Origin of the sequence: Leclercia sp. LTM14 (genome assembly GCF_023736175.1) — a bacterium.
GTDB lineage: Bacteria > Pseudomonadota > Gammaproteobacteria > Enterobacterales > Enterobacteriaceae > Enterobacter > Enterobacter barmai.
Window position 1 is genome coordinate 118,620 of record NZ_JAIKTT010000007.1, and the last position, 15,261, is coordinate 133,880.

At 57.2% G+C, this 15,261-nt stretch carries 13 protein-coding genes; all 13 read left to right on the plus strand.

All coding sequences use genetic code 11. The features are described from left to right. Window positions 1-143: 143 nt before the first annotated feature. Window positions 144-1,868 (plus strand): acetolactate synthase 3 large subunit, encoded by a 1,725-nt coding sequence (ilvI, locus tag K5I40_RS15260; RefSeq protein ID WP_223074967.1) that lies wholly within the window; start codon window positions 144-146, stop codon window positions 1,866-1,868. 1 nt (window position 1,869) lies between these two features. Next, window positions 1,870-2,361 carry an acetolactate synthase small subunit gene (ilvN, locus tag K5I40_RS15265; protein ID WP_032616525.1) on the plus strand — a complete coding sequence of 164 codons (492 nt, stop codon included), beginning with the start codon at window positions 1,870-1,872 and terminating at the stop codon, window positions 2,359-2,361. Window positions 2,362-2,540: 179 nt separating this feature from the next. Further along, complete coding sequence (cra, locus tag K5I40_RS15270) at window positions 2,541-3,545, plus strand: catabolite repressor/activator (protein WP_039030384.1); 1,005 nt, start codon at window positions 2,541-2,543, stop codon at window positions 3,543-3,545. A 599-nt stretch (window positions 3,546-4,144) separates the two neighbouring features. Continuing rightward, window positions 4,145-4,603 (plus strand): division/cell wall cluster transcriptional repressor MraZ, encoded by a 459-nt coding sequence (gene mraZ / locus K5I40_RS15275; protein ID WP_039030383.1) that lies wholly within the window; start codon window positions 4,145-4,147, stop codon window positions 4,601-4,603. Window positions 4,604-4,605: 2 nt separating this feature from the next. After that, window positions 4,606-5,547 carry a 16S rRNA (cytosine(1402)-N(4))-methyltransferase RsmH gene (gene rsmH / locus K5I40_RS15280; protein ID WP_039030382.1) on the plus strand — a complete coding sequence of 314 codons (942 nt, stop codon included), beginning with the start codon at window positions 4,606-4,608 and terminating at the stop codon, window positions 5,545-5,547. Next, the gene (gene ftsL / locus K5I40_RS15285) at window positions 5,544-5,909 is read left to right on the plus strand and encodes a cell division protein FtsL (protein WP_039030381.1); all 366 of its coding nucleotides are present in this window, start codon (window positions 5,544-5,546) and stop codon (window positions 5,907-5,909) included. The genes rsmH and ftsL overlap by 4 nt, the downstream gene beginning before the upstream one ends. 15 nt (window positions 5,910-5,924) lie before the next feature. After that, window positions 5,925-7,691 carry a peptidoglycan glycosyltransferase FtsI gene (locus K5I40_RS15290; protein ID WP_039030380.1) on the plus strand — a complete coding sequence of 589 codons (1,767 nt, stop codon included), beginning with the start codon at window positions 5,925-5,927 and terminating at the stop codon, window positions 7,689-7,691. Beyond that, the gene (murE, locus tag K5I40_RS15295) at window positions 7,678-9,165 is read left to right on the plus strand and encodes a UDP-N-acetylmuramoyl-L-alanyl-D-glutamate--2,6-diaminopimelate ligase (RefSeq protein ID WP_223074966.1); all 1,488 of its coding nucleotides are present in this window, start codon (window positions 7,678-7,680) and stop codon (window positions 9,163-9,165) included. Before K5I40_RS15290 ends, murE begins: the two co-directional genes overlap by 14 nt. Continuing rightward, window positions 9,162-10,520 carry a UDP-N-acetylmuramoyl-tripeptide--D-alanyl-D-alanine ligase gene (murF, locus tag K5I40_RS15300; protein WP_223074965.1) on the plus strand — a complete coding sequence of 453 codons (1,359 nt, stop codon included), beginning with the start codon at window positions 9,162-9,164 and terminating at the stop codon, window positions 10,518-10,520. Before murE ends, murF begins: the two co-directional genes overlap by 4 nt. After that, window positions 10,514-11,596, plus strand: a complete 1,083-nt coding sequence (gene mraY, locus K5I40_RS15305; RefSeq protein ID WP_039030377.1) for a phospho-N-acetylmuramoyl-pentapeptide-transferase — start codon at window positions 10,514-10,516, stop codon at window positions 11,594-11,596. The genes murF and mraY overlap by 7 nt, the downstream gene beginning before the upstream one ends. A 2-nt stretch (window positions 11,597-11,598) precedes the next feature. Next, window positions 11,599-12,915 (plus strand): UDP-N-acetylmuramoyl-L-alanine--D-glutamate ligase, encoded by a 1,317-nt coding sequence (gene murD, locus K5I40_RS15310; RefSeq protein ID WP_223074964.1) that lies wholly within the window; start codon window positions 11,599-11,601, stop codon window positions 12,913-12,915. Beyond that, window positions 12,915-14,159, plus strand: coding sequence for a cell division protein FtsW (gene ftsW, locus K5I40_RS15315; protein ID WP_039030375.1), 1,245 nt, complete (start codon window positions 12,915-12,917; stop codon window positions 14,157-14,159). The genes murD and ftsW overlap by 1 nt, the downstream gene beginning before the upstream one ends. Then, window positions 14,156-15,220, plus strand: coding sequence for an undecaprenyldiphospho-muramoylpentapeptide beta-N-acetylglucosaminyltransferase (gene murG / locus K5I40_RS15320; protein ID WP_039030374.1), 1,065 nt, complete (start codon window positions 14,156-14,158; stop codon window positions 15,218-15,220). The genes ftsW and murG overlap by 4 nt, the downstream gene beginning before the upstream one ends. Window positions 15,221-15,261: the final 41 nt, after the last annotated feature.

Consider the following 15,261-nt stretch of genomic DNA (forward strand, 5'->3'; position numbering starts at 1 on the left):
TTGCTAATTGCCTGCCTTCCGGCGAGCGGTTATGGTAACTGTCACTCTGCACAATAAAAATCGCCAGGGGTAACCCTGACAAAAACGACGGCTCAGAACCTGGATCTCCTGTCCGTCTGAAACGATAAGCCTGGAGGCAAATCATGGAGATGTTGTCTGGCGCCGAAATGGTCGTCCGATCGTTAATCGATCAGGGCGTGAAGCAAGTGTTCGGTTACCCTGGGGGCGCGGTCCTCGATATTTACGACGCACTACATACCGTTGGCGGTATCGATCACGTCCTGGTGCGTCATGAGCAAGCTGCCGTGCATATGGCCGACGGACTGGCGCGTGCGACAGGTGAGGTGGGCGTTGTGCTGGTGACATCCGGTCCTGGCGCGACCAACGCTATTACCGGTATCGCCACGGCCTATATGGATTCCATCCCGATGGTGGTGCTCTCCGGTCAGGTTGCGACCTCGCTGATTGGCTACGATGCCTTTCAGGAGTGCGACATGGTTGGCATCTCGCGTCCGGTGGTGAAACACAGTTTCCTGGTCAAGCAGACGGAAGATATTCCGGGCGTGCTGAAAAAGGCCTTCTGGCTGGCGGCCAGCGGACGTCCGGGGCCGGTGGTGGTTGACCTTCCCAAAGATATTCTGAATCCGGCAAACAAATTGCCTTATGTCTGGCCAGAGTCGGTCAGCATGCGTTCTTATAACCCAACCACTCAGGGGCACAAGGGCCAGATTAAGCGCGCCCTGCAAACCCTGGCGACGGCCAAAAAGCCGGTGGTGTACGTTGGCGGCGGAGCGGTCAATGCCCAGTGTGAAACACAGCTGCGGACGCTTATCGAAAAGCTGAATCTGCCGGTAGCCTCTTCATTAATGGGACTCGGGGCGTTCCCGGCCACGCATCGCCAGGCGCTTGGTATGCTCGGCATGCATGGCACGTATGAAGCTAACATGACGATGCACAATTCCGATGTCATCTTTGCCGTGGGGGTGCGCTTTGACGATCGCACTACCAATAACCTGGCGAAATACTGCCCCAATGCCACGGTGCTGCACATCGACATCGATCCTACCTCTATTTCCAAAACCGTTCCGGCGGATGTGCCAATTGTGGGCGACGCACGTCAGGTTCTGGATCAGATGCTGGAGCTGCTGGCGCAGGAAAACTATGTCCAGCCGCTCGATGATATTCGTGACTGGTGGCTGCAAATTGAGCAGTGGCGTGCGCGTCAGTGTCTGAAGTACGACACCCAAAGCGAGAACATCAAACCGCAGGCGGTGATTGAAACCATCTGGCGGCTGACCAAAGGCGAGGCTTACGTTACGTCTGACGTCGGCCAGCACCAGATGTTCGCCGCGCTCTATTACCCGTTTGATAAGCCGCGTCGCTGGATCAACTCCGGCGGCCTCGGCACCATGGGCTTTGGCCTGCCTGCCGCGCTGGGCGTTAAGCTGGCGTTACCGGAAGAGACGGTGGTCTGCGTGACCGGCGATGGCAGTATCCAGATGAACATCCAGGAGCTCTCCACCGCGCTGCAGTATGAGCTGCCGGTGCTGGTGCTCAACCTGAATAACGGCTATCTGGGCATGGTGAAGCAGTGGCAGGACATGATCTATTCCGGTCGTCATTCGCAGTCTTACATGAACTCGTTGCCTGATTTTGTCCGTCTGGCAGAAGCTTACGGCCACATAGGTATGCGCATCAGCAATCCGGCAGAGCTGGAAGCGAAGCTCAGCGAAGCCCTTGAGCACGTTAAAAATAACCGTCTGGTCTTTGTCGATGTGGTTGTGGATGGCACTGAACATGTTTATCCGATGCATATTCGCGGCGGCGGTATGGATGAAATGTGGTTAAGCAAAACGGAGAGAACCTGATATGCGCCGGATATTATCTGTATTACTGGAAAACGAGTCCGGGGCGCTGTCTCGCGTGATTGGGCTCTTTGCACAGCGCGGCTATAACATCGAAAGCCTGACGGTTGCTCCGACGGACGATCCAACGCTTTCCCGCATGACCATTCAGACGGTGGGTGATGCCAAGGTGCTGGAGCAGATCGAAAAGCAGCTGCATAAGCTGGTGGATGTCTTACGCGTCAGCGAGCTGGGGCAGGGGGCCTACGTTGAGCGCGAGATCATGCTGGTGAAAATTCAGGCCACCGGCTACGGGCGTGAAGAGGTGAAACGCAACGCGGATATTTTCCGTGGGCAGATCATCGATGTCACCCCGTCTATCTACACCGTTCAGCTTGCCGGTACCAGCGATAAGCTGGATGCCTTCCTTGCCTCGGTGCGGGATGTGGCAAAAATTGTTGAAGTGGCGCGTTCTGGCGTCGTGGGGCTCTCTCGCGGTGACAAAGTGATGCGTTAAGGATAAAAAGTTCGCCTCTCTATTGCCCGGTGCGATTAACCGGGCTTTTTTTTGCGCACCGATGCCGTTGTACGGACAAAAGCGGTTGCCGCACAGACTATTCTGCGCTTAGATGTTACAAGATTTAGTCTTAACCCTGACAAGGTCATGGACTCTTTTATACTTTTTAAGGGGCAATTGTGAAACTGGATGAAATCGCCAGGCTCGCCGGCGTGTCGCGAACAACGGCAAGCTATGTGATTAACGGTAAAGCGAAGCAGTATCGGGTCAGCGACAAGACCGTTGAGAAAGTGATGGCCGTGGTTCGTGAACATAACTACCATCCGAATGCTGTCGCGGCAGGTTTACGCGCCGGCCGCACCCGTTCGATCGGCCTGGTGATCCCGGATCTGGAAAACACCAGTTACACCCGGATCGCAAACTACCTTGAGCGCCAGGCGCGTCAGCGCGGCTATCAACTGTTGATCGCCTGTTCGGAAGATCAGCCCGATAATGAAATGCGTTGTATTGAGCACCTGCTGCAGCGTCAGGTCGATGCCATTATCGTTTCAACTTCACTTCCCCCGGAGCATCCGTTCTACCAGCGCTGGGCCAATGATTCCTTCCCTATTGTCGCCCTCGACCGTGCATTAGACCGCGAACATTTTACAAGCGTAGTGGGTGCCGATCAGGATGATGCCGAGATGCTGGCGGCGGAGCTGCGGACCTTCCCGGCGGAAAACGTCCTCTATCTGGGCGCCTTACCTGAGCTTTCCGTGAGCTTCCTGCGCGAGCAAGGGTTCCGCACCGCATGGAAAGACGATCCCCGCGAAGTGGATTTCCTCTATGCCAACAGCTACGAGCGTGAAGCCTCGGCGCAGCTTTTTGAGAAGTGGCTGGAAACCCATCCGATGCCGCAGGCGCTGTTCACCACCTCTTTTGCGCTTCTGCAGGGGGTGATGGATGTGACGTTGCGCCGCGAGGGCAAGCTGCCTTCGGATCTGGCGATTGCGACCTTCGGCGATCACGAGCTGCTCGACTTCCTGCAGTGTCCGGTGCTGGCCGTTGCCCAGCGTCATCGCGACGTGGCAGAACGGGTGCTGGAGATCGTTCTGGCGAGCCTCGATGAGCCGCGTAAGCCTAAACCAGGGCTAACGCGCATCCGTCGTAATCTCTACCGTCGTGGCATATTAAGCCGTACGTAAGGGTAGCAGGGCAGTGAAAGCTGCCCTGTATTTATTGCCATTACTATGCGCAAGAATTCCCTTATTATTTTTAAGATAATTCTCTAAAACACATCGCCTGCTATGCTTTTTATTTCCCCTGGCTATTTAAAACTTCTTTTCATGTTTATTTAATTGCCATAGATGACATCAATTGTATTATTTTGTTACATAACCGATCGCTATTGCTGAATTATCAGCCATTTTTTTCCTTGCACTATCCCACTCTCTGTTTACGCGCCACCGGCATGGCACCCGCGTTGAATCTGGCGCTGTTATCCCCTGAGAATATGGCTTAAAATGCCGCCCGCGTCGCAAACTGACACTTTATATTTCGTTGCGATGAGATGAGTGATTTTTAACGCTGGTATGCATATCTGAGTTTTTTCTCGCAAATATTCATCACGTTAATTTTGCCTCGCCAGTTGTACGGTTAATAGCCTGATTAACTTCCGTTCGTAAATCAGTAACATTTAGACTGATGTCGCGGAAGTCCTGGCTTGACAAGCTTTTCCATCGCTCCGTAAACTCCCTTAAGTGGGAATTTGTGGGTAAAAGTGGTGAGGAGGGGTGAGACTGGCATGTTCCGTGGAGCGACGTTAGTCAATCTCGACAGCAAAGGGCGTTTATCGGTCCCAACACGATATCGCGATCGGCTGAACGAGAGCGCTTCTGGTCAAATGGTCTGCACCATTGACATCAACCACGCCTGCCTGCTGCTTTACCCCTTGCCTGAATGGGAAATCATTGAGCAAAAGCTGTCTCGACTGTCGAGCATGAACCCGCAGGAACGCCGCGTGCAGCGGCTGTTATTGGGTCATGCCAGTGAATGTCAGATGGATAGCGCGGGGCGTCTGTTGATTGCGCCTGTGCTGCGGCAACATGCCGGTCTGACAAAAGAAGTGATGCTGGTCGGACAGTTCAATAAATTTGAACTGTGGGATGAAACGGCCTGGTATCAACGGGTCAAGGAAGATATCGACGCAGAGCAGTCTGATTCCGCGACATTGTCGGAACGATTGCAGGATTTGTCTCTATAAATATGATGGAAAATTATAAACATACGACGGTGCTACTGGATGAGGCCGTCAATGGCCTGAATATTCGTCCTGATGGCATCTATATTGATGGCACTTTTGGCCGGGGTGGTCACTCACGATTGATCCTCTCCCAACTGGGAGCGGAAGGCCGTTTGCTGGCAATCGATCGCGATCCACAGGCGATTGAGGTGGCAAAAACCATCGATGACCCACGCTTTTCCATCGTTCACGGTCCTTTCTCCGCGTTGGCTGATTACGTCGGCGAGCGCGGTTTAACCGGCAAGATCGACGGTATTCTTCTCGATCTTGGCGTCTCCTCACCACAGCTTGACGATGCTGAACGCGGTTTCTCCTTTATGCGCGATGGTCCACTGGACATGCGCATGGATCCAACGCGCGGCCAGTCTGCCGCCGAGTGGCTGCAAACCGCCGATGAAGCCGATATCGCCTGGGTGATCAAAACCTTTGGCGAAGAGCGTTTTGGCAAGCGTATTGCTCGTGCCATCGTTGAGCGCAACCGCATTGAGCCGATGACCCGCACCAAAGAGCTGGCGGAAGTGATCGCCGCGGCAACCCCGGTGAAGGACAAATACAAACATCCCGCCACCCGCACCTTCCAGGCCGTTCGCATCTGGGTGAACAGCGAGCTGGATGAGATTGAGCAGGCGCTGAAGAGTTCGCTTGGCGTGCTTGCCCCGGGTGGTCGCCTGTCGATTATCAGCTTCCACTCGCTGGAAGATCGCATCGTGAAGCGCTTTATGCGCGAGCAAAGCCGCGGCCCACAGGTTCCGGCCGGCTTACCGATGACGGAAGAGCAGCTCAAAAAGCTGGGTGGTCGTCAGCTGCGCGCATTGGGCAAATTAATGCCGGGCGAAGCAGAAGTGGAAGAGAACCCACGCGCCCGTAGTTCCGTGCTGCGTATTGCAGAAAGGACGAGCGCATGATTGGCAAGGTGGCAGATACCTTCAGCAAGGTTAAAGATTCGCTTAGCAGCAACGAGCGTCATGCCTTGCCCGGCGTCATCTGGGACGATCTGTTGCGTTTCGGCAAGCTGCCACTGTGCCTGTTTATTTGCATCATTGTGTCGGCGGTCACGGTCGTGACCACCGCTCACCATACCCGTTTGTTAACGGCGCAGCGCGAACAGCTGGTGCTGGAGCGTGATGCGCTGGATATCGAGTGGCGAAATCTGATCCTCGAAGAAAATGCGCTCGGCGATCATAGCCGGGTTGAACGGATCGCAACGGAAAAGCTGCAGATGCAGCATGTTGATCCTTCTCAGGAAAATATCGTAGTACAAAAATAAGGAAAAACGCGACGCATGAAATCGGCGGCGAAGGCGCTAAAACCAAAACGTCAGGAAGAACAGGCCAGCTTTATCAGCTGGCGTTTTGCGTTGCTGTGCGGCTGCATTTTACTGGCGCTGGGTTTCCTGCTGGGACGCGTGGCGTGGCTGCAGATCATTGCGCCCGACATGCTGGTGCGTCAGGGTGATATGCGCTCCCTGCGCGTTCAGGAAGTCTCCACCTCGCGCGGGCTGATCACCGACCGCTCGGGTCGTCCGCTGGCGGTCAGCGTGCCGGTAAAAGCGATCTGGGCGGATCCTAAAGAGCTGCATGACGCCGGTGGGATCTCGCTGGATAACCGCTGGAAAGCGCTGTCAGACGCGCTGAAAATGCCGCTCGATCAGCTGGCGGCGCGCGTGAATGCCAACCCGAAAGGGCGCTTTATCTATCTTGCGCGTCAGGTTAACCCTGACATGGCCGACTACATCAAAAAACTGAAGTTGCCCGGCATTCACCTGCGTGAAGAGTCACGTCGCTACTACCCATCCGGGGAAGTGACTGCCCACCTGATCGGCTTTACCAACGTCGACAGCCAGGGTATTGAAGGCGTAGAGAAGAGCTTCGATAAGTGGCTGACCGGTCAACCGGGCGAGCGCGTGGTGCGTAAAGACCGCTACGGCCGCGTAATTGAAGATATCTCTTCAACGGATAGCCAGGCGGCGCACAACCTGGCGCTGAGCATCGACGAACGTCTGCAGGCGCTGGTGTATCGTGAGCTGAATAACGCCGTGGCCTTTAACAAAGCGGAATCCGGCAGTGCGGTACTGGTGGATGTCAGCACTGGCGAAGTGCTGGCGATGGCCAGCAGCCCGTCCTACAACCCGAACAATTTTGCCGGAACGGCCAAAGACGCCATGCGTAACCGTTCGATCACTGACGTCTTCGAGCCGGGTTCAACGGTCAAACCGATGGTGGTGATGACGGCCCTGCAGCGCGGCATCGTCAATGAAAATACCGTGCTCAACACCATTCCTTACCGAATTAACGGTCACGAAATCAAAGACGTGGCGCGTTACAGCGAATTGACCCTCACCGGGGTTTTACAGAAGTCGAGTAACGTCGGCGTTTCTAAGCTGGCGTTAGCGATGCCGTCCTCAGCGTTAGTAGAAACTTACTCACGTTTTGGGCTGGGAAAAGCGACCAATTTGGGGTTGGTCGGAGAACGCAGTGGCTTATATCCTCAAAAACAACGGTGGTCTGACATAGAGAGGGCCACCTTCTCTTTCGGCTACGGGCTAATGGTAACACCGTTACAGTTGGCGCGAGTCTATGCAACGATTGGCAGCTATGGCGTCTATCGCCCGCTCTCAATCACCAAAGTTGATCCCCCGGTTCCCGGTGAGCGCGTCTTCCCGGAATCGATCGTCCGTACCGTCGTTCACATGATGGAAAGCGTGGCGCTGCCCGGCGGCGGCGGCGTGAAGGCGGCGATCAAAGGCTATCGCATCGCGATCAAAACCGGTACGGCGAAAAAAGTCGGTCCGGACGGCCGCTACATCAATAAATACATTGCATACACCGCAGGCGTTGCGCCTGCGAGTAATCCGCGTTTTGCGCTGGTGGTGGTCATCAACGATCCACAGGCGGGTAAATACTACGGTGGCGCCGTTTCCGCGCCGGTCTTCGGTGCCATCATGGGCGGCGTACTGCGCACCATGAACATCGAGCCGGATGCGCTGGCAACGGGCGAGAAAAGTGAATTTGTAATTAATCAAGGCGAGGGAACAGGTGGCAGATCGTAATTTGCGCGACCTTCTTGCTCCGTGGGTATCAGGTTTACCTGCGCGAGTACTGCGAGAGATGGTACTCGACAGCCGTTTGGCTGCGTCGGGCGATCTTTTTGTGGCAGTAGTGGGTCATCAGGCGGACGGGCGTCGGTATATCCCGCAGGCGATAGCGCAAGGTGTAGCTGCCATTATTGCTGAGGCAAAAGATGAGGCCACTGACGGTGAAATCCGTGAAATGCACGGCGTGCCGGTCATCTACCTCAGCCAGTTGAATGAACGACTCTCTGCGCTGGCGGGACGTTTTTATAACGAACCCTCTGACCGGCTGCGTCTGGTTGGCGTCACCGGAACTAACGGTAAAACCACGACCACGCAGCTGATGGCGCAGTGGGCACAATTGTTGGGTGAAACCAGTGCGGTGATGGGGACCGTAGGCAACGGCCTGCTGGGCAAAGTGAACCCAACGGAAAACACCACAGGCTCTGCGGTCGACGTACAGCACGTGCTGGCGGGTCTGGCAGGGCAGGGCGCGACCTTCGCGGCAATGGAAGTCTCTTCCCACGGGCTAGTACAGCACCGTGTTGCGGCCCTGAAATTTGCGGCTTCCGTGTTCACTAACCTGAGCCGGGACCATCTCGATTACCATGGCGACATGGAAAACTACGAAGCGGCGAAATGGCAACTTTATGCCACGCATCACTGCGGTCAGGCGATTATCAACGCTGATGACGAAGTGGGACGCCGCTGGCTGGCTAAGCTGCCGGATGCCGTTGCGGTCTCCATGGCCGACCATATCAACCCGAACTGCCACGGCCGCTGGCTGAAAGCCACCGACGTGACCTATCACGACAGCGGGGCGACCATTCGCTTTACCTCCTCATGGGGCGAAGGCGAAATCGAAAGCCGCCTGATGGGGGCCTTCAACGTCAGCAACCTGCTGCTGGCTCTCGCCACCCTGCTGGCGCTGGATTATCCGCTGGCGGACCTGCTCAGTACCTCCGCGCGCCTGCTGCCGGTCTGTGGTCGTATGGAAGTGTTCACCGCCCCTGGCAAACCGACCGTGGTGGTGGATTATGCCCACACGCCGGACGCACTGGAAAAAGCGCTGGAAGCCGCGCGCCTGCACTGTGCCGGTAAGCTGTGGTGCGTCTTTGGCTGCGGCGGCGATCGCGACAAAGGCAAACGCCCGCTGATGGGGGCTATTGCCGAGCAGTTCGCGGACATCGCGGTAGTTACCGATGACAACCCGCGCACCGAAGAGCCGCGCGCTATCATCAACGACATTCTGACCGGTATGCTGGATGCGGGCCGCGCCCGCGTGGTGGAAGGCCGCGCAGAAGCGGTGACCAACGCCATTATGCAGGCTAACGAAAACGACGTAGTGCTGCTGGCCGGTAAAGGCCACGAAGACTATCAAATTGTCGGCACCAACCGTCTGGATTACTCCGACCGTGTGACCGCGGCGCGTCTGCTGGGAGTGGTGGCATGATTAGCGTAACGCTAAACCAGCTAGCGACGATCCTGGGCGCTGACGTCAGCGGCGACGATCTGACCTTCGATGCTGTTACCACCGACACGCGCAAAATCACTCCTGGCTGCCTGTTTGTGGCGCTGAAGGGTGAGCGTTTCGATGCCCACGATTTTGCAGAACAGGCGAAAGCCGCCGGTGCTGGCGCACTGCTGGTAAGCCGTAAGCTGGATATCGACCTGCCGCAGGCGGTAGTGAAAGATACCCGTCTGGCGTTTGGTGAGCTGGCGGCATGGGTTCGCCAGCAGGTTCCGGCGCGCGTTGTGGCGCTGACCGGCTCCTCCGGTAAAACCTCCGTTAAGGAGATGACCGCCGCCATCCTCTCGCAGTGTGGCAACACGCTTTATACCGCAGGCAATCTGAACAACGACATCGGCGTGCCAATGACGCTGCTGCGCCTGACGCCCGAGCACGAGTTTGCGGTGATCGAGCTTGGGGCTAATCACCAGGGTGAAATCGCCTGGACCGTCAACCTGACCCGTCCGGAAGCGGCGCTGGTGAACAACCTTGCTGCGGCGCACCTCGAAGGTTTCGGCTCACTTGAAGGCGTGGCGAAAGCGAAAGGCGAGATTTATACCGGCCTGCCGGCAAACGGCATCGCCATCATGAATGCCGATAACAACGACTGGCTGAACTGGAAAAGCGTCATCGGGGATCGTAAAACCTGGCGCTTCTCGCCGAATGCTGCCAACAGCGACTTCACCGCGACCAACATCCACGTGACCTCCCACGGCACCGAATTTACGCTCCAGACCCCAACCGGCAATGTGGATGTGCTGCTGCCCCTGCCGGGTCGCCACAACATCGCCAATGCCCTGGCGGCAAGTTCGCTGGCGATGGCCGTCGGCGCGCCGCTGTCGGCTATCAAAGCCGGGCTGGCAAACCTCAAAGCCGTCCCTGGACGCCTGTTCCCTGTTCAGTTGGCAGAAAACAAACTGCTGCTGGATGACTCCTACAACGCCAACGTCGGCTCTATGACCGCTGCCGTACAGGTGCTGTCTGAGATGCCGGGCTATCGCGTGATGGTGGTCGGGGATATGGCCGAGCTGGGTGATGAGAGCGAGGCCTGCCACACCGAGGTGGGTGAGGCGGCGAAAGCCTCCGGTATCGATCGCGTGTTAAGCGCCGGTCATCTCAGTAAAAATATCAGCCAGGCCAGCGGCGTCGGTGAGCATTTTGCCGATAAAGCGGCGTTGATCGCCCGCCTCAAGGCGCTGGTTGCAGAACAACAAATAGTGACAGTTTTAGTGAAAGGTTCACGCAGTGCCGCCATGGAAGAGGTTGTGCACGCTTTACAGGAGAATGGGACATGTTAGTTTGGCTGGCCGAGCATTTGGTCAAATATTATTCCGGCTTTAACGTCTTTTCCTATCTGACGTTTCGCGCCATCGTCAGCCTGCTGACTGCGCTGTTCATCTCGCTGTGGATGGGCCCGCGCATGATTGCCCGTCTGCAAAAACTCTCTTTCGGTCAGGTTGTGCGTAACGACGGTCCGGAATCACACTTCAGCAAACGCGGTACGCCGACCATGGGCGGCATTATGATCCTTACCGCGATTGTGGTGTCGGTGCTGCTGTGGGCTTATCCGTCAAACCCGTACGTCTGGTGCGTGCTGGTGGTGCTGGTCGGGTACGGGATTATCGGTTTCGTCGATGACTACCGCAAAGTGGTGCGCAAGGACACCAAAGGCCTGATCGCCCGCTGGAAGTATTTCTGGATGTCGGTGATTGCGCTGGGCGTGGCGTTTGCGCTCTATCTGGCAGGCAAAGACACGCCAGCCACCGAACTGGTGGTGCCGTTCTTCAAAGACGTGATGCCGCAGTTGGGCCTGTTCTACATCCTGCTGGCCTACTTCGTGATTGTCGGTACCGGTAACGCAGTAAACCTGACTGACGGCCTCGACGGCCTGGCGATTATGCCTACCGTCTTCGTGGCGGCGGGCTTTGCGCTGGTGGCGTGGGCGAGCGGCAACATGAACTTCGCCAGCTATCTGCACATTCCTTATCTGCGTCATGCCGGTGAACTGGTGATCGTCTGCACGGCGATTGTCGGGGCAGGTTTAGGGTTCCTGTGGTTTAACACCTATCCGGCGCAGGTCTTTATGGGCGACGTGGGTTCGCTGGCGCTGGGCGGCGCGCTGGGCATTATCGCCGTGCTGCTGCGCCAGGAGTTCCTGCTGGTGATCATGGGCGGCGTGTTTGTGGTTGAAACCCTGTCGGTGATCCTGCAGGTGGGTTCATTCAAGCTGCGCGGACAGCGCATCTTCCGGATGGCCCCTATCCATCACCACTATGAACTGAAAGGCTGGCCGGAACCGCGCGTCATCGTGCGCTTCTGGATTATTTCGCTGATGCTGGTGCTGATTGGCCTGGCAACGCTGAAGGTACGTTAATCATGGCAGATTACCAGGGTAAAAAAGTCGTTATCATCGGGTTAGGCTTAACCGGCCTCTCCTGCGTGGACTTTTTCCTCGCGCGCGGCGTCACGCCTCGCGTGATGGATACGCGTGTCTCTCCGCCTGGTCTGGACAAACTGCCGGAACAGGTTGAACGCCACCTTGGTGGTCTGAATGAAGAGTGGCTGAACGCCGCCGATCTGATTGTCGCAAGCCCGGGTATCGCCCTGGCGCACTCGGCCCTCAGCGCTGCCGCCGAGGCGGGCGTTGAGATCGTCGGCGATATCGAACTGTTCTGCCGTGAAGCCCAGGCGCCAGTTATTGCCATTACCGGTTCAAACGGTAAAAGCACCGTCACTACGCTGGTCGGTGAGATGGCGAAAGCGGCGGGCGTCAATGTGGGGGTCGGCGGCAACATCGGCCTACCGGCACTGATGCTGCTCGATCCCGCGCGTGAGCTCTATATCCTTGAGCTCTCCAGCTTCCAGCTGGAAACCACTTCAAGCCTGCAGGCGGTGGCGGCGACCATCCTCAACGTCACCGAAGATCATATGGATCGCTATCCGTTTGGTCTGCAGCAGTACCGCGCCGCCAAGCTGCGCATCTATGAAAATGCCCGCGTATGCGTGGTGAACGCCGATGATGCGCTGACCATGCCGGTACGCGGCGCAGATGAGCGCTGCGTGAGCTTTGGCATCAATATGGGCGACTATCACCTGAACCGTCAGCAGGGCGAAACCTGGCTACGGGCAAACGGTGAGAAGGTGCTGAACGTCAAAGAGATGCCGCTTTCGGGCCAGCACAACTACACCAACGCCCTTGCGGCGCTGGCGCTGGCGGACGCTGCGGGATTACCCCGCGCCACCAGCCTGAAAGCCCTGACCACCTTTACGGGCCTGGCGCACCGTTTCCAGCTGGCGCTGGAGCATAACGGCGTGCGCTGGATCAACGATTCAAAAGCCACCAACGTCGGCAGTACGGAAGCGGCGCTGAATGGCCTGCACATCGACGGCACCCTGCACCTGCTGCTGGGTGGCGACGGTAAATCCGCCGATTTCTCTTCGCTGAAACAGTATCTCAGCGGCGATAACGTGCGTCTTTACTGCTTTGGCCGTGACGGTGCCGAACTTGCAGCGCTGCGTCCGGACATCGCCGAACAAACCGGGACCATGGAACAGGCGATGCGGCTGATCGCTCCGCGCGTGAAGCCAGGCGATATGGTGCTGCTCTCTCCGGCCTGCGCCAGCCTCGATCAGTTTAAGAATTTCGAACAGCGGGGCGATCTCTTCACCCGCCTGGCGAAGGAGTTAGGCTGATGCGCTTCTCTCTCCCTCGCCCGAAAATGCCGCGCCTGCCAGGATTTGGCATCCTGGTGTGGATCTCGTCGGCGTTAAAAGGCTGGGTCATGGGCTCCCGGGATAAAGATTCCGATAGCCTGGTGATGTACGACCGCATGCTGCTCTGGCTAACGCTGGGGCTGGCGGCGATTGGTTTTATTATGGTGACGTCGGCCTCGATGCCCGTCGGGCAGCGTCTGGCGAACGATCCCTTCCTGTTTGCCAAGCGTGACGGGCTGTACATCATCCTCGCGTTCTGTCTGGCGATGGTGACCTTACGTCTGCCGATGGCGTTCTGGCAGCGCCACAGTACCGCGATGCTGATCGCCTCGATCGTCATGCTGCTGATCGTACTGGTGGTGGGTAGCTCGGTGAACGGGGCATCGCGCTGGATTGCCTTCGGCCCGCTGCGTATCCAGCCGGCGGAATTTACCAAGCTGTCGCTGTTCTGCTATCTCGCCAACTACCTGGTACGTAAGGTTGATGAGGTGCGTAACAACCTGCGCGGCTTCTTAAAACCGATGGGCGTGATTCTGGTGCTGGCGGTTCTGCTGCTGGCCCAGCCTGACCTCGGTACCGTGGTAGTACTGTTCGTCACTACGCTGGCGATGCTGTTCCTGGCGGGGGCGAAACTGTGGCAGTTCATCGCCATCATCGGAATGGGGATCTCCGCGGTCGTGCTGCTGATCCTCGCCGAGCCGTATCGTATCCGCCGCGTGACCTCTTTCTGGAACCCCTGGGAAGATCCGTTTGGCAGCGGTTATCAGCTGACACAGTCGCTGATGGCGTTTGGCCGCGGTGAAATGTGGGGCCAGGGGCTGGGGAATTCAGTCCAGAAACTGGAGTATTTACCCGAGGCACATACCGACTTTATCTTCTCCATTATTGGGGAAGAACTGGGTTATATCGGTGTGGTATTGGCGCTTTTAATGGTATTCTTCGTCGCTTTCCGTGCAATGTCGATCGGTCGTAAAGCGCTGGTGATTGACCACCGTTTCTCGGGTTTTTTAGCCTGTTCGATCGGTATCTGGTTCAGTTTTCAGGCATTAGTCAACGTAGGTGCAGCAGCAGGTATGCTGCCGACCAAAGGTCTGACGTTGCCGTTAATCAGTTACGGTGGTTCGAGTCTGTTGATCATGTCGACCGCCATTATGTTTTTGTTGCGCATAGATTATGAAACGCGTCTGGAGAATGCCCAGGCGTTTACACGAGGTTCACGATGAATCAACCGAAGCGGTTAATGGTGATGGCGGGCGGTACCGGCGGACATGTTTTCCCGGGGCTCGCGGTTGCACACCATTTAATGGATCAGGGCTGGCAGGTACGCTGGCTGGGAACCGCAGACCGCATGGAAGCCGATCTGGTGCCAAAACACGGTATTGAGATCGACTTTATTCGTATTTCTGGCCTGCGCGGAAAAGGGATCAAAGCCCTGGCGCTGGCACCGGTGCGTATTTTCAATGCCTGGCGTCAGGCGCGGGCGATCATGAAGCGTTTTAAGCCGGACGTGGTGCTGGGAATGGGCGGTTATGTCTCGGGTCCTGGCGGACTGGCGGCGTGGTCGCTGGGGATCCCGGTTGTGCTCCACGAGCAGAACGGTATTGCGGGCCTCACCAATAAATGGCTGGCAAAAATCGCCAGCAAAGTGATGCAGGCATTCCCGGGCGCATTCCCGAAAGCCGACGTGGTGGGTAACCCGGTGCGCGTCGACGTGCTGGCGCTGCCATTGCCGCAGGAGCGACTCACCGGCCGTGAAGGGCCGGTACGCGTGCTGGTGGTAGGGGGATCGCAGGGCGCGCGCGTCCTGAATCAGACCATGCCGCAGGTGGCCGCAAAGCTTAACGATAGCGTGACGATCTGGCATCAAAGCGGAAAGGGCGCTCAGCAATCGGTAGAGCAGGCCTATGCCGATGCGGGCCAGCCGCAGCACAAAGTAACCGAATTTATCGACGACATGGCGGCGGCATATGCCTGGGCCGATGTCGTTGTCTGCCGCTCCGGCGCGCTGACGGTGAGCGAGATCGCCGCCGCCGGTTTGCCGGCGCTGTTTGTGCCCTTCCAGCACAAAGACCGTCAGCAGTACTGGAATGCGCTGCCGCTTGAAAAAGCCGGGGCAGCCAAAATTTTTGAACAGCCGCAGTTTACCGCCGAGGCGGTCGCCACCACCCTGGCGGGCTGGGACCGGGAGACATTACTGGCGATGGCGCAGCACGCACGTGCGGCGGCGATCCCGGATGCAACGGAGCGGGTGGCGAAAGAAGTGAGCCTGGCAGCCCAGGTTTAATCCTCGCAGCGCGTGTTGCGCTGCAAGATTTTTTTGAAGTA